At 69.8% G+C, this 21,247-nt stretch carries 17 protein-coding genes; 13 read left to right on the plus strand and 4 right to left on the minus strand.

What is annotated here, in order from left to right:
* Positions 1-4: 4 nt before the first annotated feature.
* From ACFYPC_RS05080 to ACFYPC_RS05140, 13 genes are all read left to right on the plus strand, one after another.
* The gene (locus tag ACFYPC_RS05080) at positions 5-1,042 is read left to right on the plus strand and encodes a substrate-binding domain-containing protein (protein WP_388670913.1); all 1,038 of its coding nucleotides are present in this window, start codon (positions 5-7) and stop codon (positions 1,040-1,042) included.
* A gap of 106 nt (positions 1,043-1,148) precedes the next feature.
* A complete protein-coding gene (locus tag ACFYPC_RS05085; protein WP_388670915.1) occupies positions 1,149-2,426 on the plus strand; it encodes a Gfo/Idh/MocA family protein in 1,278 nt (425 codons plus the stop codon).
* Positions 2,427-2,428: 2 nt separating this feature from the next.
* The gene (locus ACFYPC_RS05090; RefSeq protein ID WP_388670917.1) at positions 2,429-3,433 is read left to right on the plus strand and encodes a sugar phosphate isomerase/epimerase family protein; all 1,005 of its coding nucleotides are present in this window, start codon (positions 2,429-2,431) and stop codon (positions 3,431-3,433) included.
* Positions 3,434-3,590: 157 nt separating this feature from the next.
* Entirely contained in the window at positions 3,591-6,101 is a 2,511-nt protein-coding gene (locus ACFYPC_RS05095) for a PQQ-dependent sugar dehydrogenase (protein WP_388670919.1), read from the plus strand.
* Positions 6,102-6,115: 14 nt separating this feature from the next.
* Complete coding sequence (locus ACFYPC_RS05100; protein WP_388670921.1) at positions 6,116-7,462, plus strand: ThuA domain-containing protein; 1,347 nt, start codon at positions 6,116-6,118, stop codon at positions 7,460-7,462.
* 132 nt (positions 7,463-7,594) lie between these two features.
* A complete protein-coding gene (locus ACFYPC_RS05105) occupies positions 7,595-8,770 on the plus strand; it encodes an inositol-3-phosphate synthase (protein ID WP_388670924.1) in 1,176 nt (391 codons plus the stop codon).
* 44 nt (positions 8,771-8,814) lie between these two features.
* Complete coding sequence (locus ACFYPC_RS05110) at positions 8,815-10,329, plus strand: SCO3242 family prenyltransferase (RefSeq protein WP_388670927.1); 1,515 nt, start codon at positions 8,815-8,817, stop codon at positions 10,327-10,329.
* The gene (locus ACFYPC_RS05115) at positions 10,326-11,303 is read left to right on the plus strand and encodes a sugar phosphate isomerase/epimerase family protein (protein WP_388670930.1); all 978 of its coding nucleotides are present in this window, start codon (positions 10,326-10,328) and stop codon (positions 11,301-11,303) included. The genes ACFYPC_RS05110 and ACFYPC_RS05115 overlap by 4 nt, the downstream gene beginning before the upstream one ends.
* Entirely contained in the window at positions 11,300-12,019 is a 720-nt protein-coding gene (locus tag ACFYPC_RS05120; RefSeq protein WP_388670933.1) for an EboA domain-containing protein, read from the plus strand. Before ACFYPC_RS05115 ends, ACFYPC_RS05120 begins: the two co-directional genes overlap by 4 nt.
* A complete protein-coding gene (locus ACFYPC_RS05125) occupies positions 12,019-12,867 on the plus strand; it encodes a TatD family hydrolase (protein ID WP_388670936.1) in 849 nt (282 codons plus the stop codon). Before ACFYPC_RS05120 ends, ACFYPC_RS05125 begins: the two co-directional genes overlap by 1 nt.
* A 3-nt stretch (positions 12,868-12,870) precedes the next feature.
* Complete coding sequence (gene eboE / locus ACFYPC_RS05130) at positions 12,871-14,040, plus strand: metabolite traffic protein EboE (RefSeq protein ID WP_388670939.1); 1,170 nt, start codon at positions 12,871-12,873, stop codon at positions 14,038-14,040.
* On the plus strand, positions 14,037-15,452 hold the full coding sequence (locus ACFYPC_RS05135) for an alkaline phosphatase family protein (RefSeq protein ID WP_388670942.1): 1,416 nt from the start codon (positions 14,037-14,039) through the stop codon (positions 15,450-15,452). Before eboE ends, ACFYPC_RS05135 begins: the two co-directional genes overlap by 4 nt.
* Positions 15,453-15,569: 117 nt before the next feature.
* Complete coding sequence (locus tag ACFYPC_RS05140; RefSeq protein WP_388670944.1) at positions 15,570-16,745, plus strand: sugar phosphate isomerase/epimerase family protein; 1,176 nt, start codon at positions 15,570-15,572, stop codon at positions 16,743-16,745.
* Positions 16,746-16,887: 142 nt separating this feature from the next.
* Here ACFYPC_RS05140 and ACFYPC_RS05145 read toward each other — a convergent pair whose 3' ends face one another.
* From ACFYPC_RS05145 to frc, 4 genes are all read right to left on the minus strand, one after another.
* Positions 16,888-18,297, minus strand: coding sequence for an OFA family MFS transporter (locus tag ACFYPC_RS05145; protein ID WP_388670947.1), 1,410 nt, complete (start codon positions 18,295-18,297; stop codon positions 16,888-16,890).
* A complete protein-coding gene (locus ACFYPC_RS05150) occupies positions 18,297-19,694 on the minus strand; it encodes an OFA family MFS transporter (protein ID WP_388670950.1) in 1,398 nt (465 codons plus the stop codon). The genes ACFYPC_RS05145 and ACFYPC_RS05150 overlap by 1 nt, the downstream gene beginning before the upstream one ends.
* A 116-nt stretch (positions 19,695-19,810) precedes the next feature.
* Positions 19,811-19,981, minus strand: a complete 171-nt coding sequence (locus ACFYPC_RS05155; protein WP_388670953.1) for a hypothetical protein — start codon at positions 19,979-19,981, stop codon at positions 19,811-19,813.
* Between the two features lies 1 nt (position 19,982).
* Positions 19,983-21,215, minus strand: coding sequence for a formyl-CoA transferase (gene frc / locus ACFYPC_RS05160; RefSeq protein ID WP_388670955.1), 1,233 nt, complete (start codon positions 21,213-21,215; stop codon positions 19,983-19,985).
* Positions 21,216-21,247: the final 32 nt, after the last annotated feature.

Below are 21,247 nucleotides of genomic sequence, written 5' to 3' on the forward strand. Positions count from 1 at the left end.
CGCCATGCCAGAGCTCACGAGCCGCAGGGGACTGCTCTTCGGGACCGCCGCCGTCGGGGCCGGTGTCCTGCTCGCCGGGTGCACCAGCAACGAGTCCGACGACGACCCCGCGGCGAACGACCAGCCGGCCGCCTCCGACACACCCGGCAAGGAGGTGACGATCGGTTTCGCCGGGCCGCAGGCCGACCACGGCTGGCTCAACGCGATCAACGACAACGCCAAGAGCCGGGCAGAGAAGTACTCGGACGTGACGCTGGAGATCACCGAGGGCTCCAACGACACGGCGGCCCAGATCGGCCAGATCCAGACCCTGATCAACAAGAAGGTCGACGTCCTGGTCGTGCTGCCCGCAGACGGCAAGGCACTCACTCAGGTGGGCCTCCAGGCCATGCAGGCGGGGATACCGGTCGTCAACCTCGACCGGATCTTCAACTCACCGCAGGCATACCGCTGTTGGATAGGCGGCGACAACTACGGCATGGGCCTCAACGCCGGTCGCTACATCGGTGAGAAGCTCAAGGGCAAGCAGGGTGCCCAGGTCATCGAACTCGCCGGGCTCGACAACCTGGAGCTGACCCAGCAGCGCACCCAGGGCTTCGACGCGGCCCTGAAGAACTACCCGAACATCACCAAGGTCGCCCGCCAGGCCGCCGAGTTCACCGTCGAGTCGGGACAGGCGAAGATGTCCCAACTCCTGCAGGCCCAGTCGGACTTCGACGCGCTGTGGAACCACGACGACGACCAGGGAGTCGGCGCCCTGCGCGCCATCGAGCAGGCCGGGCGGGACGACTTCCTGATGGTCGGCGGCGCGGGCGCGCTCTCCGCCATGCAGGCCATTGAGGCGGACGACGGCGTCCTGAAGGCCACCGTCCTCTACCCGCCGACCATGGCCGCCTCCGCCATCGACCTCGCCCGCGCGCTCGGCCAGAGCAAGGGCATCGGCGGCCTCGCCGAGTTCGAGATCCCCGCCTCGCTGACGCTCTACTCGGCCGTCGTCGACAAGGAGAACGTCGGCCAGTACATGGCCACCGGCTTCAAGTGAGTCGGCCCGCAGCAGGGGCCTGACCCACGGATCAGGCCTTCAGGGGCCGGCCCACGGATCAGGCCCTCACCCCCCACCGTGTCACGATCACGAGGAGGACATCCGCATGGGACAGCCGCACCAGGGCGACGAGGCCGAGGCGGCCGCCGGGGCGCCGGCGGACGCCGAAGCCGCGAAGCGGCCATTGGGCGTGGGCATGGTCGGTTACGCCTTCATGGGCGCCGCTCACTCACAGGGCTGGCGCACCGTGGGCCATGTCTTCGACCTGCCGCGCAGACCGGTCCTCGCCGCCGTCTGCGGCCGTGACAGCGTAGCCGTCCGGGCCATGGCGGACCGGCACGGCTGGGCGGCGACCGAGACCGACTGGCGTGCCCTGATCGCCCGGGACGACATCGACGTCGTCGACATCTGCAGCCCCGGCGACACCCACGCCGAGATCGCCATCGCCGCCCTGGAGGCCGGCAAGCACGTGCTGTGCGAGAAGCCCCTCGCGAACACGGTCGCCGAGGCGGAGGCGATGGCGGATGCCGCCGAAGCGGCTGAGCGGCGCGGGCAGTTGGCCATGGTCGGCTTCAACTACCGCCGGTTGCCCGCGACGTCGTTCGCCCGCTCGATGGTCGCCGAGGGGCGGCTGGGCGCCTTGCGGCACGTGCGGGTGACGTACCTTCAGGACTGGCTGGTGGACCCGGAGTTCCCGCTCACCTGGCGGCTGCGCAGGGAGGTCGCGGGCTCCGGCGCACTCGGGGATCTGGGAGCGCACATCATCGACCTCGCGCAGTACCTGGCGGGAGAGCCGGTCATCGGAGTCTCCGCGCTCACCGAGACGTTCGTTCGGGAGCGGCCACTGCCCGGCGGGACGACGAGCGGACTGTCGGCCGCGTCGGAAGCCGGCGGTGGCGTCGGCACGGTCACCGTCGACGACGCCGCCCTCTTCACCGGCCGCTTCGCCTCCGGCGCCCTCGCATCCTTCGAGGCCACCCGGTTCGCGACCGGCCGCAAGAACGCACTGCGCATCGAACTCAACGGCGAGCACGGTTCGTTGGCCTTCGACCTGGAACGCCTCAACGAACTTTCCTACCACGACCACACCGAACCCGCCGCGCACGCGGGCTTCCGCCGCATCCTGGTCACCGAGCCCGACCACCCCTATCTGGACGCCTGGTGGCCGCCGGGCCACGGCCTCGGCTACGAGCACAGCTTCGTGCACCAGGCCCGCGACCTGGTGCAGGCCATCGCGGCCGGCCACCGTCCCGTGCCGTCCTTCGCCGACGGGCTGCAGGTGCAGCGCGTGCTGGCGGCGGTGGAGGAGAGCGCCGAGAAGAACTCCGTGTACACACCGACAGCAGCGGTCCATACGCCCATAGCGGTTCGAGGAGGCCTTTAACGATGCCGCGTACCTTCACGCTCTTCACCGGCCAGTGGGCCGACCTGCCCCTCGAAGAAGTCTGCCGTCTCGCCCGTGACTTCGGCTACGACGGGCTCGAACTCGCCTGCTGGGGCGACCACTTCGAGGTCGACAAGGCGCTCGCGGACCCGTCCTATCTCGACTCCCGGCGCGCGCTGCTCGACAAGTACGGCCTCAAGTGCTGGGCGATCTCCAACCACCTGGTCGGCCAGGCCGTCTGCGACGCCATCATCGACGAACGCCACAAGGGCATCCTGCCCGCGCGTATCTGGGGCGACGGCGACGGTGAGGGCGTACGGCAGCGGGCCGCCGCCGAAATCGCCGACACCGCCCGTGCGGCGGCCGCCTTCGGCGTCGACACCGTCATCGGCTTCACCGGCTCAGCCATCTGGCACCTGGTCGCGATGTTCCCGCCCGCGTCCGAGTCGATGATCGAGCGCGGGTACGAGGACTTCGCCGAACGCTGGAACCCGATCCTGGACGTCTTCGACGCCGAGGGCGTGCGGTTCGCGCACGAGGTCCACCCGAGCGAGATCGCGTACGACTACTGGACAACTCACAAGGCGCTGCAGGCGGTTGACCATCGCCCGGCCTTCGGCCTCAACTTCGACCCCTCGCACTTCGTGTGGCAGGACCTCGACCCGGTCGGCTTCCTCTACGACTTCCGCGACCGGATCTACCACGTCGACTGCAAGGAGGCCCGCAAACGTCTTGACGGGCGCAACGGCCGCCTCGGCTCGCACCTGCCCTGGGGCGACCCGCGGCGCGGCTGGGACTTCGTCTCCGCCGGCCACGGCGACGTCCCCTGGGAGGACGTGTTCCGCATGCTGCGCTCCATCGACTACACGGGTCCCATCTCCGTGGAGTGGGAGGACGCAGGGATGGACCGGCTCCAGGGCGCACCGGAGGCCCTGACCCGCCTCAAGGCGTACGACTTCGAGCCGCCGTCGGCTTCGTTCGACGCGGCGTTCGGCGGCAACGACTAGGCCGGATAACGCAGTTCCCTTCGCGGGGTTTCCGTTCACGGGGCCCCCTCGGGGGCACCTCACACGTTTCACCAGGTTCCGGGGTGACGGCGCACCCCGGCGTATCGCCGCACCGCGGCACCCGCCCGTACGACCAGCCCCGTCATGGAGGCATTTCGTGCAGCCGTACGCCAGTAACACGAGTAACAGGAAGAACGGAATCCGCACCAGACGCCCGAGACTCCGCGGGGCGCTCGCCCTGCTGAGCGGCGCGATCCTGGCGGCCGCGTCTCTCACCCTCACCGCACCCTCGGCCGGCGCAGCCGTCGCCGAGCCCGCCGAAGTCAGCGCGGCGGCCGAGGACTTCCAGCAGGTCACCCTCGCCAAGGGGGAGCCCGAGGTCGGCGAGCCCATGTCGCTTGCGGTGCTGCCGGACCGCTCGGTCCTGCACACCTCGCGCGACGGCGAACTCCGCCTCACCGACAGTGCGGGCAACACGAAGCTCGCGGGCAAGATCAATGTGTACTCGCACGACGAGGAGGGCCTGCAGGGCGTCGGCCTCGACCCCGGCTTCGCGCAGAACCGATTCATCTACCTCTACTACGCGCCCCCGCTGAACACCCCGGCGGGCGACGCCCCCGAGACCGGCACGGCCGCCGACTTCGCCCCCTTCGACGGCGTCAACCGCCTCTCGCGGTTCGTCCTGAACGCCGACGGCACCCTGGACAACGCGAGCGAGACAAAGATCCTCGACGTCCAGGCATCCCGCGGCATCTGCTGCCACGTCGGTGGCGACATCGACTTCGACGCCGCCGGCAACCTCTACCTGTCGACCGGCGACGACTCCAACCCCTTCCAGTCGCAGGGCTTCACGCCCATCGACGAGCGCGCCGACCGCAACCCCGCCTTCGACGCCCAGCGCACCTCGGCCAACACCAACGACCTGCGGGGCAAGATCCTGCGCATCAAGGTGAACGCCGACGGCTCGTACTCCGTCCCGGACGGCAACCTCTTCGCGCCCGGCACGGACAAGACGCGCCCCGAGATCTACGCGATGGGCTTCCGCAACCCGTTCCGCTTCAGCGTCGACAAGGCGACGGGCATCCTGTACGTCGGCGAGTACGGCCCGGACGCCGGCGCCGCCGACCCGACGCGCGGTCCCGCAGGGCAGGTCGAGTTCGCGCGCGTCACCGCCCCCGGCAACTTCGGCTGGCCGTACTGCACCGGCGACAACGACGCCTACGTGGACTACGACTTCGCCACCGGCACCTCGGGCGCGGCCTTCGACTGCGCCGCCCCCAAGAACACCTCGCCCAACAACACCGGTCTCACCGACCTGCCTCCGGCCCAGCCCGCCTGGATCCCCTACGACGGCGCGTCCCTTCCTGAGTTCGGCGACGGCTCGGAGTCCCCGATGGGCGGCCCGGTCTACCACTACGACGCCTCGCTCGACTCGCCGGTGAAGTTCCCGGAGGCGTACGACGGCGACTTCTTCGCGGGAGAGTTCGGCCGCCGCTGGATCAAGCGGATCGAGTCGGACGCGAGCGGCGCCGTGCAGTCCATCAACGACATCCCCTGGACGGGCACCCAGGTGATGGACATGGCGTTCGGCCCTGACGGAGCGCTGTACGTCCTCGACTACGGCACCGCCTGGTTCGGCGGCGACGAACACTCGGGCCTCTACCGGATCGAGAACGCCACCGACGGGCACTCGCCGGTCGCCCAGGCCACCGCCGACCGCACCTCGGGACAGGCGCCGCTGAGGGTGAAGTTCTCCTCGGCCGGTTCGACCGACGCGGACGGTGACGCCCTCACGTACAGCTGGGACTTCGGCGACGGCGGCACCTCGACCGCGACGAACCCGACGTACAAGTACAGGACGAACGGCACCTACACCGCGACACTGACGGCCAAGGACCCGAGCGGCCGGACGGGAAGTTCGAGCGTGCAGATCGTGGTCGGCAACACCGCGCCCACGGTGACACTCCAACTGCCGCAGGACGGGCAGCTGTTCAGCTTCGGTGACACGGTTCCGTTCAAGGTGAGGGTCACCGACCCGGAGGACGGCCGGGCGATCGACTGCGCCAAGGTGAAGGTCAACTTCATCCTCGGCCACGACAGTCACGGCCATGTGCTGACCTCGGCCAACGGCTGCACCGGCACCATCGTGACCGGGGCGGGCGACGGCCACGACGACGACGCGAACATCTTCGGAGTCTTCGACGCCGAGTACACCGACGCCGGTGGCGGCGGCCAGGCTCCGCTGACCAGTCACGACCAGCACGTCGTCCAGCCCAAGCACCGTCAGGCCGAGCACTTCGGCGCGTCCTCGGGGGTCACGGTCATGTCGAAGGCGACCGCCCACGGCGGTGAGACGGTCGGCGACATCAACAACGGCGACTGGATCTCGTTCACGCCGTACGTGCTGAGCAACGCCCAGAAGATCACGGCACGTATCTCGTCCGCCGGCGCGGGCGGCACCCTCGAAGTCCGTGCGGGCTCCCCGACCGGTCGGCTGCTGGGCAAGGCCACCGTGCCGGTGACCGGCGGCTGGGACACCTTCCAGGACGTGAGTGCCGATCTGTCCCGCGCACCGCGCGGCACGACCTCGCTCCACCTCGTCTTCAAGGGCAGCGGCACGGGCGCGCTGTACGACGTGGACGACTTCACCTTCACGACGAGCGGCTGAGGGGAGTTGCCGAGATGCGCGCACCAGCGCGAGTGATGACGTCCGCGGCGGCGGCGGCCGTGCTCATCGGCTGCGTGTCGGGACCGGCCGCGTCGAAGGGCGCCGATGAGACGCGGGTCCTGGTCTTCTCCAAGACCGCCGGCTTCCGGCACGACTCGATACCCGAAGGGATCGCGGCCGTACGTGAGTTGGGCGCGACAGGCGGCTTCACCGTCGACGCGACCGAGGACGCCGGAGCCTTCACCTCCCGCAACCTCGCCCGCTACGCCGCCGTCGTCTTCCTCTCCACCACGGGCGACGTCCTCGACGCCGCCCAACAGAGCGCCTTCGAGCGGTACATCAAGCGGGGCGGCGGCTATGTGGGTGTCCACGCTGCCGCCGACACCGAGTACGACTGGGCCTTCTACGGCGGTCTCGCCGGGGCGTACTTCCAGTCGCACCCGGCGATCCAGCCCGCGACGGTCGACGTCGAGGACCGGGCACACCCGGCGACCTCGGGACTGGCACGGGCGTGGAACCGTACCGACGAGTGGTACAACTACCGCTCCAACCCAAGGGAACACGCCCACGTCCTGGCCTCGCTCGACGAGTCCTCGTACACCGGCGGCACGATGAGCGGCGACCATCCGATCGCCTGGTGCCAGGAGTACCAGGGCGGCCGCGCCTTCTACACCGGGGCCGGCCACACCAAGGAGTCCTACGCCGAACCCGCTTTCCGTCAGCACCTGTTGGGCGGAATTCGGTACGCCGTCGGCGAGGCGCAGGCCGACTGCCGTCCGGAGAACGGCTACCGGCCGCTCTTCGACGGCACAGCCGAGTCGCTGTCGGCCTGGCGGCAGGCGGGACCGGGCTCCTTCTCGCTGAGCGAGGACGGCACGCTGACGTCGAGCGGCGGGCTGGGGATGCTCTGGTACGCGGACCCCGGATCCGGTGCGGGCTTCGGTTCGTACTCGCTGAAGCTGGACTGGAAGGTGGCCGGCGACGACAACTCCGGTGTCTTCGTGGGCTTCCCGGCCTCCGACGACCCGTGGTCGGCTGTGAACAACGGCTATGAGGTCCAGATCGACGCCACGGACGTGCCCGAGAAGACCACGGGATCCGTGTACGGCTTCCAGTCCGCCGAGCTCAAGAAGCGCGACCGCGCGCTGAACCCGCCCGGCGAGTGGAACACGTACGAGATCCGCGTGGAGGGCGAACGGCTCCGCGTCTGGCTCAACGGCGTGAAGATCAACGATTTCACCAGCACCGATCCGGCCCGGAGCCTGCGCGACGGGCATGTCGGCATCCAGAACCACGGATCCGGCGACGAGGTGTCCTTCCGGGACATCCGGATCAAGGAACTGCCCGTGAAGGGCAATTGAGCGGCGGCGGGCGGGACGCGCCGTACTCCCGCCCGCCGTCTCGGCCCCTTCTCCACTTCCACTGTCACTTCTGTTCCTGCTCCTGCTCCTGCTCCTGTTCTCCGTGGTTGACGTACGACAAGGAGGCTGCCCATGTCCGCGTCCCTTTCCGAACCCAGGGTCCCATCGGAACCCCGGGTGGGGGTGTGGCTGATCGGAGCACGCGGCTCCGTCGCCACCACCGTCGTCGCGGGCTGCGCGGCCGTCACCGCGGGCCTGCACGCCCCGACCGGCATGGTCACCGAGACCGACATGTTCTCCATCTGCGACTTGCCCTCCTTGTCCTCTCTCGTCTTCGGCGGCCACGACACGGTCGACTGCCCGCTGCCCAAGCGTGCGGAGGCGCTGGCCGCCGGGGGCGTCCTGCCGTACGGCCTCCCTTCGGCCGTGGCGGCCGAACTGGCCGCCGCCGAACGGGAGATCCGCCCTGGCGGGCCCGGCCCCGGCGACACCAGGGAACCCGACGAGCTCATCGAGGCCTTCGCCGCGGACATCCGGGATTTCGTACGGCGATGTGGCCTGACCCGCGCGGTCGTGGTGAACGTGGCCTCCACGGAGCCCGCGCCCACCGGCGACGCGCTGCCGCCGAGCTCCTTGTACGCGGCCGCCGCCCTGCGTGCCGGCTGTCCCTACGTGAACTTCACCCCCTCCACGGGCCTGCACCACCCGGCGCTGGCGTCTTTGGCCGAGGCCGGCGGCCTGCCCTACGCGGGCCGCGACGGCAAGACCGGCCAGACCCTGCTCCGCTCCGTACTTGGTCCGATGTTCGCCCAGCGGGCCCTGACGGTGCGGGCCTGGTCCGGCACGAACCTCCTCGGCGGGGGCGACGGCGCCTCCCTCGCCGACCCGGCCGCCGCCGCGGCCAAGAACGCCGGCAAGGAGAGGGTGCTGGCGGACACCCTGGGCACCGCACCGCAGGGCGAGGTCCACATCGACGACGTCCCCGCCCTCGGCGACTGGAAGACCGCCTGGGACCACATCGCCTTCGACGGCTTCCTCGGCGCCCGCATGATCCTCCAGACCACCTGGCAGGGCTGCGACTCCGCCCTCGCCGCCCCGCTGATCCTCGACCTCGCCCGCATCGTCTCCCGCGCCCACGACGTCGGCCTCTCCGGCCCGTTGAGCGAACTCGCCTTCTACTTCAAGGACCCGGTGGGGGAAGCCCCCGCGGGGCTGGGGGAGCAGTACGCGGCGCTGGCCCGGCTGGCGGGGCGACTGGCGGGGCGGCTGACGGGGCGGCTTGGCGAATCCTCGGGGGAGGCGCTGTGAGGGGGCGGCTGGTGCGGTGGCTGGGGTTGGCGGGGTCGGATGGATTGAAGGGGGCGGGTGTCAGCGCCGGCGCCGGCGCCGGCGGCAGTGGCAGTGGCAGTGGCAGTGGCGGTACTGGGGCGAGGGCTGACGCCGGCAACGGGGGTGCTCCTGGTGCGGGTGCTGGTGCCGGTGGCGACGCAAGTTCCGGGGCGAGGGCCGGTGTCAGCGCCGGTGCTCGTGCGGGTGCGGGTGTCAGCGTCGGTGGCGGCGCCAGTTCCGGGGCACGGCCCGGTGCCCGTGCCAGGGCCGGCAGCGCCTGGGCCTGGGCCGAACTGCTGCGTCTGCCCGCCCTGTTCACCGTCCCCGGGGACGCGCTGACCGGCGCCGCCGCGGTCGGGGCCCGCCCCAACTCCCGCACCCTGCTCGCCATCGGTTCCTCCCTCTGCCTGTACGAGGCCGGTATGGCCCTCAACGACTGGGCCGACCGCGCCGAGGACGCCGTGGACCGCCCGCACCGCCCGCTGCCCTCCGGCCGCATCCACCCGGCCGCGGCGCTCGCGGCGGCCGGAGCGCTGACGGCGGCAGGCCTCGCCCTGGCAGCCCGCGCGGGCGGCCGCTCCTTCGCGGTCGCCGCACCCCTCGCAGCCACCATCTGGGCGTACGACCTCGTGCTCAAACAGACCTCCGCGGGCCCGGCGGCCATGGCCACCGCCCGAGGCCTGGATGTACTCCTCGGCGCGACCACCACCGGTTCCGCACCCCGGGCCATGGCTTCTCTCCCCGGCCCGAGCACCCCTGGCCGTACCGCCGTCCGCCTGGCCCTCCCCTCCGCACTCACCCTGGCCGCCCACACCTTCGCGGTGACGGTGGTGTCCCGCGGGGAGACCCAAGGCGGTTCGTCGGCTGCGCCGCTGGCCGCCCTGGTCACAACGGGCGCGCTGGCCTGGGGGCTGCTGAGCGACCGGGGAGTCTCGGGACAGCCGGGACGCCGCCCCATGGCCGTACGGGCACAGGACGCCGGGGGCACTCCGACACCCCCTCACCCAGGGCGTGTTGACGCCTCGGGGCCGACATCCGACCGAGCGCCCATCGCAGCCCCCGTGCTGCGGATCGGCCAAGCGTCCGTGGAGGCTCCGGTGCTGCGGATCGGCCGAGCGTCCGTGGAGGCTCCCGTGCTGCGGATCGGCCGTGTGCCCATCGCGGCCCCGGTCCTGCAGGTCCGCCGAGCGTTCATCGAGGCACCGGAACTGCGGCGCGGCCGAATTCCCGTCGGCGCACCCCGGCTCGCGCCCACTGGAGCAGCGCCCCGCCCCGGCCCATCCCGGCACACCACAGAAGCCGCCCTGCGTGGAGCCCTCACCCTCGTCTATGCCCTGACCTTCGCCCGCCCCCTCTTCCACGCCGCGCTCAACCCCTCACCCCCGCTCACCCAGCGAGCCGTCGGTGGCGGAATCCGCGCCATGATCCCCCTCCAGGCCGCCTTGGCCGCCCGCGCGGGCGCCCCGGTCACCGCTCTCCTGACAGCCGCACTCGCCCCGGCGGCCCGCAAGTTCGCGAGGAAGGTGAGCGTCACATGACCCCGAGCCCCGACCGGACCGCACATCCGGAGCCCCACCCGCCCTCACACCCACGGCCCCGCACGACCTCGTACCAGGACACCGGCCCCACCGCGGCCCCCCACCCCCTCAAATTCGGTTACGGAACCAACGGTCTCGCCGACCTCCGCCTCGACGACGCCCTCGCTCTGCTCGCCGACCTCGGCTACGACGGAGTCGGCCTGACCCTCGACCACATGCACCTCGACCCGCTCGCCCCGGAACTCGCCACCCGCGCTGCCAAGGTGGCCCGCAGACTGGATGCGCTCGGCCTCACGGTCACCGTGGAGACCGGTGCCCGCTATGTCCTCGATCCGCGGCGCAAACACGGCCCGTCCCTCCTCGACCCGGATCCGGAGGACCGCGCCCGCCGCGTGGACCTGCTCACCCGCGCCGTACGGGTGGCCGCGGACCTCGGTGCCCACGCCGTGCACTGTTTCAGCGGAGTCACCCCGGCCGGCACGGACGAGGACACCGCCTGGAAGCGCCTCACCGAGGCACTCGCCCCCGTGCTGGACGCCGCCACCCGCGCCGGAGTCCCCCTGGCCGTCGAACCCGAGCCCGGCCACCTGCTCTCCTCCCTCGCCGATTTCCACCACCTCCGCCGAGCACTCGGCGACCCGGCCGCCCTCGGCCTCACCCTCGACATCGGCCACTGCCAGTGCCTCGAACCCCTCTCACCCGCCGACTGCGTACGCGCCGCCGCCCCCTGGCTGCGTCATGTCCAGATCGAGGACATGCGGCGTGGCGTCCACGAACACCTTCCCTTCGGGGACGGTGAGATCGACTTCCCGCCCGTACTCGAAGCCCTGGCTGCCACCGGCTACCGGGCCCTCACCGTCGTCGAACTGCCCCGCCACTCCCACGCGGGCCCCTACCACGCCGAACAGTCCCTCCCATTCCTGCACCACGCGGCCCGGAAGACCCCCCGCAGCCGCGAAGGGAGAATCCCGTGAACCACCCGCACCCGAGCAACCACGCACCGGCCGGCGACACCAGCTCTCCCGCCGTCGCCGAGCTGTACGCCCGCCTGAACACCCACCTCGGCGGAGCCGCCCGCGCCTGGCTCGACCAGGCACTCGACGAGGCCGCCGCCCACCCCGGCGCCCACGGCCCCATCTCCGTCTGGGAGCTACGGATAGCCGAAGCCGGCCGGCGGTGCGGACCCGAGCACGCCGACGCCGCCCGCGTGCTCCTCCTGCACACCGCCCGCGCCGACATGAACGCCCTCACCCGCGTCTACCGCCAGGGCACCGCCGCCGAACGCCGAGCCGTCCTGCACGCGCTGCCCCACCTGGTGGCGGGGCCGGACGCCCTGCCCCTCGTCGAGGACGCCCTGCGCACCAACGACACCCGGCTCGTCGCCGCCGCCGTCGGCCCGTACGCCGCCCGCCACCTCGACCCCCACAACTGGCGCCACGCCGTGCTGAAGTGCCTGTTCACCGGAGTCCCCGTCGAGGAGGTGGCCGAGCTCCCCCGGCGCGCCCACGCCGACGCCGAACTTGCCCGCATGCTCGCGGACTACGCCGACGAACGCACCGCCGCGGGCCGTCCCGTACCCGAGGACCTGCACCGTGTCCTGACCCTGACCGACCCCACCGCCACCCCCACTGGCACGTCCGGCAGCCCCGGCTCGCCCGGGCCATCCGGCACGTCCGGCAAGGAGTCCTGATGCGCATCTTCGACCCCCACATCCACATGACGTCACGGACCACCGACGACTACGAGGCCATGCACGCCGCGGGCGTCCGCGCAGTCGTCGAACCCTCCTTCTGGCTCGGCCAGCCCCGCACCTCTCCCGCCTCCTTCCTCGACTACTTCGACTCGCTCCTCGGCTGGGAACCCTTTCGCGCCGCCCAGCACGGCATCGCCCACCACTGCACGCTCGCCCTCAACCCCAAGGAGGCGAACGATCCCCGCTGTGTCCCCGTCCTCGACGAACTGCCCCGCTATCTCGTCAAGGACCAGGTCGTGGCCGTCGGCGAGATCGGCTACGACTCGATGACCCCCGCCGAGGACACCGCCCTGGCCGCCCAGCTCCAGCTCGCCGCCGACCACGAGCTGCCCGCGCTCGTCCACACCCCGCACCGCGACAAACTGGCCGGCCTGCGCCGCACCCTCGACGTGGTCCGGGAGTCCGCACTGACCCCGGACCACGTCCTGGTGGACCACCTCAACGAGACCACCGTCAAAGAGGCCAAGGACAGCGGGTGCTGGCTGGGCTTCTCCGTCTATCCGGACACCAAGATGGACGAAGAACGGATGGTCGCGATCCTGCGGGCGTACGGACCGGAGAAGGTGCTGGTCAACTCGGCCGCTGACTGGGGGAAAAGCGACCCCCTCAAGACCCGCCGGGTCGGCGACGCCCTGCTGGCGGCCGGATTCACCGACGACGACGTCGACCGGGTGCTCTGGCGCAACCCCGTGGCCTTCTACGGTCTCAGCGGCCGGCTGAACCTCGACCTCACGTCCCCCGACGCCACCCACGAAGGCAACTCCATCCTCCGCGGCGGGGAGTGAACGATGCGCTTCCGCCACCCCGACGGCTCGACCGTCCACCTCGCCTACTGCACCAACGTCCACCCCGCCGAAACCCTCGACGGGGTCCTCGCCCAGCTCCGCGACCACTGCGAACCCGTCCGCCGGCGCCTCGGCCGCGACCGCCTCGGTATCGGCCTGTGGCTCGCCAGGGACGCCGCCCACGCCCTGGTCACCGACCCGTCCGCACTGCGCGGACTGCGCACCGAACTCGACCGCCGCGGACTGGAGGTCGTCACCCTCAACGGCTTCCCGTACGAGGGCTTCGGCGCGGAAGAGGTCAAGTACCGCGTCTACCAGCCGGACTGGGCCGACCCGGAACGCCTCGCCCACACCACCGCACTGGCCCGCGTCCTCGCCCAGCTGCTCCCCGACGACGTCACCGAGGGCACCATCTCCACCCTGCCGCTGGCCTGGCGCACCGCGTACGACGACAGGCGGGCGGCAACGGCCGGCGCCGCGCTGACCACTCTCGCCGAACGACTCGACGCCCTGGACGAGCTCACCGGCCGCTCCATCCGCATCGGCCTGGAGCCGGAACCCGGCTGCACCGTCGAGACCACGCACGACGCCATAGCCCCGCTCACCGCCATCGGCCACCACCGCATCGGCATCTGCGTCGACACCTGCCACCTCGCCACCTCCTTCGAAGACCCGGACACCGCCCTGGACGCCCTCGCCCAGGCCCGCGTCCCCGTCGTCAAGTCCCAGCTCTCAGCCGCCCTGCACGCCGAACACCCCCATCTCCCCGAAGTCCGCACGGCCCTCGCCGTCTTCGACGAACCCCGTTTCCTGCACCAGACCCGGACCCGGACGTCCGCCGGCCTGTTCGGCACCGACGACCTGGGCGAGGCCCTCGCCGGCGACGCCCTGCCCGACTCCGCACCCTGGCGCGCCCACTTCCACGTCCCCCTGCACGCGGCCCCTGCCGCGCCCCTCACCTCCACCCTTCCTGTACTCCGCGCCGCCCTGACCCGCCTGGTCGGCGGCCCGCACCCGCTCACCCGCCATCTGGAGGTCGAGACCTACACCTGGCAGGCACTCCCGCCCGAGCTGCGTCCCCGCGGCCGAGCCCAGCTCGTCGACGGCATCGCTGCCGAACTCACCCTCGCCCGCGACCTGTTGACCGACCTCGGCCTCAAGGAGCTGCCGTGAGCACAGCACCCGAGAGCACCTCACCGGAGCACCCCGGCCGCCCCACCCCGCTCCTCGTCCTGGACGTCGTAGGCCTCACCCCCCGTCTCCTCGACCACATGCCTCACCTCAAGGCGCTCGGCCAGTCCGGCTCCCGCGCCCCTCTCGGCACCGTCCTGCCCGCCGTCACCTGCGCCGCCCAGTCCACCTTCCTCACCGGCACCCACCCCGCCGAGCACGGGATCGTCGGCAACGGCTGGTACTTCCGCGAACTCGGCGACGTACTCCTGTGGCGTCAGCACAACGGCCTCGTCTCGGGCGACAAGCTGTGGGACGCCGCCCGTCGCGCGCACCCCGGCTATACGGTCGCCAATATCTGCTGGTGGTACGCCATGGGCGCCGACACCGACTTCACCGTCACCCCCCGTCCCGTCTACTACGCCGACGGCCGCAAGGAACCCGACTGCTACACCAGGCCCCCGGCCCTGCACGACGAACTCACCGAGAAATTCGGCGTGTTCCCGCTGTTCCACTTCTGGGGTCCCGGCGCCGACCTCGTCTCCAGCCGCTGGATCATCGACGCGACCCGCCACATCATCGACACCCGGCACCCCGACCTGACCCTCTGCTACCTCCCGCACCTCGACTACGACCTCCAGCGCTTCGGCCCCGACGACCCGCGCTCCCTCCAGGCGGCCGCGGACCTCGACGCGGCCATGGCCCCCCTTCTCGACGACGCGAAGGCCGAAGGCCGAACCGTCGTCGCGCTCTCCGAGTACGGCATCACCCGGGTGAACCGCCCCGTCGACATCAACCGCGCCCTGCGCCGCGCCGGACTCCTCGAAGTGCACACGCAGGACGGCATGGAGTACCTCGACCCGATGGCCTCCCGCGCCTTCGCGGTCGCCGACCACCAGATCGCCCATGTCTACGTGCGCCGCCCCGAGGACCTGGAGGCCACGAAAGCGGCACTCGCCGATCTGCCCGGCATCGACCAACTCCTCGACGACGAGGGCAAGAAGACCCATCACCTCGACCATCCGCGCTCAGGCGAACTCGTCGCCGTCGCGGAGCCGGACGCCTGGTTCACGTACTACTACTGGCTCGACGACGCATGCGCGCCCGACTTCGCACAGCTCGTCGAGATCCACCGCAAACCCGGCTACGACCCGGCCGAACTCTTCATGGACCCCCTCGACCCCTATGTGAAGGTCAAGGCGGCGGGCGCGGTGGCCCGCAAGAAGCTCGGCATGCGCTACCGCTTGGCGGTCGTGCCGCTGGATCCGGCACCTATTCGGGGCAGCCACGGCCGCCTCCCCATGAGCGACGACGACGGTCCGCTCATCATCTGCTCCACCCCCCGCACAGTCACCGGCCGCGTCGCGGCCACCGAAGTGAAATCCCTGCTCCTCACCCTGGCCGGCCTCGCATGACGAGCCGTGACAAGACGTGACGAGCAACTACGGAAAGTGAAGCACGCGCCACTGACAACGCGTGCTGCGAAGTGACCCGCACGCGTCTGACCTGCAACAACAGGAGAAGAGGCACCCGTGACCGACCTTCAGCACACTCCCGGAACCGACAGAGCCGACGGCACCGACGAGGCCCTGCGCCGCAGTCTCGGCGTCGGCCGGCGCCGCTTTCTGAGCACCTGCACCGCCGTCGCGAGCGCGGCGATCGCCGCACCCGTCTTCGGCGCCTCGCCGGCACTGGCCCAGAGCCCTGGAGGCGGCGGCCACCGTGGTGAGGTCCTCGTCCCGGCGAACAGGCGCGGCATCATCCTCTACACCGTCCGTGACGCCACCGGCCGCGACCCCCTCACCACCGATCTGCCCTCCGGTTTCCGGGAGGTCTTCAAGCAGCTCTCGCGATACGGCTACCGGCAGGTGGAGTTCGCCGGATACGGCCAGCACGCCAACTCCCCGGGCGGCGCCGACCTGGAGTCAGTGGCGGGCGCCAAACTGCTGCGCTCCTGGCTCGACGACTACGGCCTGCGGGCGCAGGGCAACCACGGCTACATACCCCCGTCCTGGCCGCTCACGACACCCGACCTCGACACCTTCAAGCGGCACCTGGAGATCGCCAACATCCTGGGCCTCGCGCACATGGGCACCGGCGGTGACCCCACCGGCAGCGCTTACCGCGCCGACTGGGACGTCGCGGCCGACAAGTGGAACGCGCTCGGCGCGATCGCCCGCCGTGAGGGCGTCAAGCTGTACACCCACAACCACGACGCGGCGTACGGATTCCTGCTCGACGGGGGCCCGCTCGACGCCCAGGGCCGCCCCACCCGCAGCTCCGGCATCCGCAAGCTGGAGTACTTCCTGAAGGTCACGGACCCGAAACTCGTCTGGCTCGAGATGGACATCTTCTGGGCGCATGTCGCCCAGTACAAGTTCCACACCTACACCGCCCACGACGGCTCCACCCAGGAGAAGGTCTTCGACCCCGCCGGTCTCGTCGTCCGCAACAACAAGCGCTACCCGCTGTTCCACGCGAAGGACGGCACTGTCAACACCACCAACGGCATGGGATACGACATGGTGCCGTTCGGTACCGGCGTCATCGACTACACCACGTTCTTCTCGCGCGTCGGCGAGAGGAACTACCACAACCCGATGGTCGAGCAGGACAACGCCCCGAGTTCAACCGATCCCGCGCAGTCGCTGACGTACGCGAAGATCGGTTACGACAACCTCGCGGCCCTCCGTAAGAAGCGCAGGTAGCCGGACCCGCGCCCGGCACACAGCCGCGCTCAACACAGACGGGCGGCCCTCCCCGCGAGTCAGAACGTGGGGAGGGCCGCCCGTTGTCAGGGCTCCCTTACTCAGCCGGTCGTACGTGCTCGGTCAACCGGTACTTCCTTGCTCAGCCCACCGGTTGCGGCTGTGGCGCAGACGCGGTCACCTTGCTGTTCTGCCCCGGCTGCCGAAGGAGCAGTGCTATCGCCGCCGCCACCATGGAGATGCCGCCGGCCAGCGCGTAGGCGCCGTTGTAGCCCCAGGCGGCGACCACCATCGAGCCGAGACCACCACCGAACAGGCCGCTGATCAGCTTGCCGCTGTACACAAGGCCGTAGTTGGTGGCGTTGTAGTTCTCGCCGAAGTAGTCCGGCGTCAGAGCCGCGAACAGCGGATAGAAGGCTCCGCCGCCGAACCCGGAGAGGAAGGCGAAGACCAGGAACAGCCACTCGCTCTTGATGTCTCCGGCCCAGATCACGCCGAACTGCGCGAGACCCAGGACGACGATGACGTAGACCAGGGTCTGCTTACGGCCCAAGGTGTCGGACAGCCAGCCCACCACTCCACGGCCGATTCCGTTGATGACGGCCATGACGCCCATCGACGACGCCGCCACGAGGGGGCCGAAGCCCACCTCCTTGGCGAAGTCGACCTGGAAGGAGATGCCGAATATGGATACGCCCGCGGTCATGACGAGTGCGATCCACATCAGGGGGAGCATCCCGGTCCTGATGGCCTCCTTGGGTGTGTACTGCTTCACCGCGGGAGGGTTCTTGGCGAGGCTGGCCGCGCCCTTCGTGGAGGCGCCGTAGGTCAGCGGATCGATGTCCGCGGGCCACCAGTTCTTCGGCGGGTCCTTGAAGAAGAACGCGGTCGCCAGTACCACGACCATGATGTAGACGCCGATGAGGTCCAGCACACGGTGGTAGTTGGCCGTGTCGAACGCGTAGTTGAAGATGAAGATGAACGGCAGGGAGCCGTACGCGAATCCGCCGTTGACGAATCCTGTCTTCGCACCACGTCGCTCGGGGAACCACTTGCCGACCATGTTGATGCAGGTCGCGTACACCAGGCCGGAGCCGACGCCCCCGATGACACCGAAGCCCAGGATGGCCAGGACGACGTTGTCGAGGTGCGACAGGGCGAGGAAGCCCAGCAGACACATGACCGACCCCGTGTACATGGCCCTGCGGGCGGTCAGTATCCCCTTCTCCCGCATCCAGCCCGCGGGGAAGGCGATCCCGGCCTGGAAGAAGATCCAGACGCTGAGAATCCAGAAGGTGTTGCTCTGCGTCCAGCCATGTCCGTGGGACAGGGTGTCCTCGGCCGAGCCGTACGCGTACTCGAACACGCTGATCGCCATCATGGCTATCCATGGCAGGTACACCATGAACTTCCGTGAGTGGCCCAGGATGTCCCGGTCCGTTTCGCCGATCCGGTAGACACGGCCCCGGGAATCGGTGACTTCACGGTATGCGCGGTTCGAGGCGTCGGAATTGTCCGACGAGTCTTTCGCGGCGATTGGTTCCGCCGTCATTACGCCATCTCCTCGCCAAGCGGTTGTGGGTTGGGAACTGTTCGCCGGGCATTTTGCGGCTTGGGCCTGCCCGGAGCTTTGAGGAACGTCGCCAGCACGGCGGACATCAGACCGATGGATCCGGCGATCGCGAATGCACCGTTGTAGCCCCATGCATTGACGACCAGCGCGCCCACGCCTGAGCCCACGAGGCCCGAGATCAGCTTCGAGCTGTAGACGATTCCGTAGTTTGAGGCGTTGTTGTCCTCGCCGAAGTAGTCAGCCGTCATGGCTGCGAACAGCGGGAAGATCGCGCCGCCGCCGAATCCGGAGACCATGGAGCAGAACAGGAAGAACGGCATGCTGCCCATCTGGCCGGAGACCAGCACACCGAACTGGGCAGTGCCCAGTACCAGACACACGATGATCAGTGTCTTGCGGCGGCCGACCTGGTCGGATATCCAGCCGATGATGCCGCGTCCGGTGCCGTTGACGATGGCCTTCAGGGACATCGCCGTGGCCACGATCCCGCCCGCGAAGCCCATGTCCTTGCCGAACGGCACCTGCATTGCGATGCCGAAGATGTTGATTCCGGCCGTGCAGAGCAGGCAGAACCACATCATCCAGAGGACGGGTGTACGAATGGCCTCCCTCGGGACGTACTGCTTCACCGCCGGCGGGTTCTTCGCCAGCGCCTTGCGGACCCTCGGGTCGTCCGAGACCTTCAGCGGGTCGGCGTGCGCCGGCCACCAGCCCTTGGGCGGGTCCTTGAAGAACCAGCCCGAGACGCCGACGACGGTGCAGCAGATCAGACCGACCGCCACCAGGACGGTCTTGTAGTTGCTCAGGTCCATGTAGGACGTGAACAGGAACACGAAGGGCACCGAGCCATAGGCGAAACCGCCGTTGACCAGGCCGGTCTTGCCGCCCTTGCGCTCCGGATACCACTTGCCGACCATGTTCACGCAGGTCGCGTAGACGAGACCGGCTCCGATACCGCTGAACATGCCGAACCCGATGTACGCGACGATCACATGCGGTGCGTACGCGAGCGACAGATAGCCCAGGACCGTGCCGAGCGCGCCGAGGAACATGGCGTACCGCGCGGGCAGCCTTCCGCTCTCACGGAGTTGCCCGGCAGGGAAGGCGACCGCTGCCTGGAAGAAGATCCAGACACCCATGAGCCAGAAGATGTGCCCGCTGTCCCAGAGATGGGCCTCGTGCAGCGTGTCCTCGGCCGAGGTGAACGCGTACTCCGAGGAACTGATGCCCATCATGCCCAGCCATGGGAAGAGCACCATGGTCCATCGTGGTCGTCCCATGATGTCCCGATCGGTCTCCCCGATGCGGTACTTGCGGCCGTTGGAGTCCGTCACCTCCCTGTACGGGACGGGCTTTGTGAAATCAGTGGTTGTCATTTGCTCGAGCACCCCTTGCGTCGAAAGATCTGGACAGCGCCCCCTGCCAAATGCCTTTCGTGCGCCTGCGGGTCACGGGGGTGGCCAATGCGCACCGTGGGTCCCCCCGCACGGAATTAGGTCATGAACCCGCCCCCCAACAGCCCTGCCGTCCGCACCCGGCGGTACTTCGCGCGGAGTGCGGCCATGGGCTTCTCGGTCGTGTACGGGGAGGCAGGGGCCTCCCGCTCGTGGACCGGGACGGTCATCTCGTGGATGACCGCGATCCCGGAAGCGTCGGTGGTCACGTCAGATCACCCCGCTCGACCTGAGGAGGCGTAGCTCCTCGTCACCGAGGCCGAGTTCGCCGACGTAGACCTCTTCGTTGTGCTCGCCGAGCAGCGGCGGGCTGGTCACGTCGACAGGGGAGTCGGAAAGCTTCAGCGGGCTGCCCACGGTCACGAACTCGCCCCGCTCGGGATGCGGCACGCGGACGACCATCTCATTGGCGACCAGCGAGGCGTCCTCGATGATCTCCTTCGTGGACAGAATCGGGCCACAGGGGATGTGGTGGGCGTTGAGCCTCTCCAGCACCACCATCTTGGGGAGGGTGCTGGTCCACTCCTCGATCAGCTGGAACATCTTCTCCAGCTTGGGCAGCCGGGCCTCGGGGGTGGCCCACTCGGGGTCCTCGGCCAGCTCGGGGCGGCCCAGGAGTGCGGTGATCGGCTTCCAGCCGACGGGCTGGACGATCACGTACACATAGTCGTTGGGGCCGCCGGGGGCGCATTTGACCGCCCAGCCGGGCTGGCCGCCGCCGGAGGCGTTCCCCGACCTGGGAACCTCGTCGCCGAAGTCCTCGTTGGGATATTCGGCGAGTGGACCATGGGCCAGGCGCTGCTGATCGCGCAGCTTCACCCGGCAGAGGTTGAGCACAGCATGCTGCATGGCCACATTGACCCGCTGGCCGCGGCCGGTGTTCTCTCGTTGGAACAGCGCCGCGAGGATCCCCGCCACGGCGTGGATGCCGGTGCCCGAGTCGCCGATCTGGGCGCCGGTCGCCAGTGGCGGGCCGTCCTCGAAGCCCGTGGTCGCCATGGCCCCGCCCATGGCCTGGGCGACGACCTCGTACGCCTTGTAGTTGGTGTACGGGCCTTCGCCGAAGCCCTTGATGGACGCGTACACGATGCGCGGGTTGATCTCGCGGATGCGGTCCCAGCTGAAGCCCATGCGGTCGATGGCACCGGGCCCGAAGTTCTCGACCATCACGTCACAGCGGCTGATCAGTTCGGTGAGGATCTGCTTGCCGCGTTCGGTCTTGGTGTTGAGGGTGATGCTGCGCTTGTTGCTGTTGAGCATCGTGAAGTACAGGGAGTCGACGTCCGGGAGGTCGCGCAGTTGTCTACGCGTGATGTCACCGGTCGGCGCCTCCAGCTTGAGGACGTCCGCACCCAGCCAGGCCAGCAGCTGGGTCGCCGAGGGGCCGGACTGCACATGTGTCATGTCGAGGACTCGGATGCCTTCTAGAGCCTTCGTAGTCACAGGTCACCTCACTTGTCCGTTGCTTCCAGCGC

Source organism: Streptomyces sp. NPDC005808, assembly GCF_042871385.1.
Classification (GTDB): Bacteria; Actinomycetota; Actinomycetes; order Streptomycetales; family Streptomycetaceae; genus Streptomyces.

Bases quoted from the DNA above. Each gene is read 5' to 3' on its own strand.
- ACFYPC_RS05080 (WP_388670913.1), top strand. From the start codon at position 5: ATGCCAGAGCTCACGAGCCGCAGGGGACTGCTCTTCGGGACCGCCGCC.
- ACFYPC_RS05085 (WP_388670915.1), top strand. From the start codon at position 1,149: ATGGGACAGCCGCACCAGGGCGACGAGGCCGAGGCGGCCGCCGGGGCG.
- ACFYPC_RS05090 (WP_388670917.1), top strand. From the start codon at position 2,429: ATGCCGCGTACCTTCACGCTCTTCACCGGCCAGTGGGCCGACCTGCCC.
- ACFYPC_RS05100 (WP_388670921.1), top strand. From the start codon at position 6,116: ATGCGCGCACCAGCGCGAGTGATGACGTCCGCGGCGGCGGCGGCCGTG.
- ACFYPC_RS05105 (WP_388670924.1), top strand. From the start codon at position 7,595: ATGTCCGCGTCCCTTTCCGAACCCAGGGTCCCATCGGAACCCCGGGTG.
- ACFYPC_RS05115 (WP_388670930.1), top strand. From the start codon at position 10,326: ATGACCCCGAGCCCCGACCGGACCGCACATCCGGAGCCCCACCCGCCC.
- ACFYPC_RS05125 (WP_388670936.1), top strand. From the start codon at position 12,019: ATGCGCATCTTCGACCCCCACATCCACATGACGTCACGGACCACCGAC.
- eboE (WP_388670939.1), top strand. From the start codon at position 12,871: ATGCGCTTCCGCCACCCCGACGGCTCGACCGTCCACCTCGCCTACTGC.
- ACFYPC_RS05145 (WP_388670947.1), bottom strand. From the start codon at position 18,297: ATGACGGCGGAACCAATCGCCGCGAAAGACTCGTCGGACAATTCCGAC.
- ACFYPC_RS05150 (WP_388670950.1), bottom strand. From the start codon at position 19,694: ATGACAACCACTGATTTCACAAAGCCCGTCCCGTACAGGGAGGTGACG.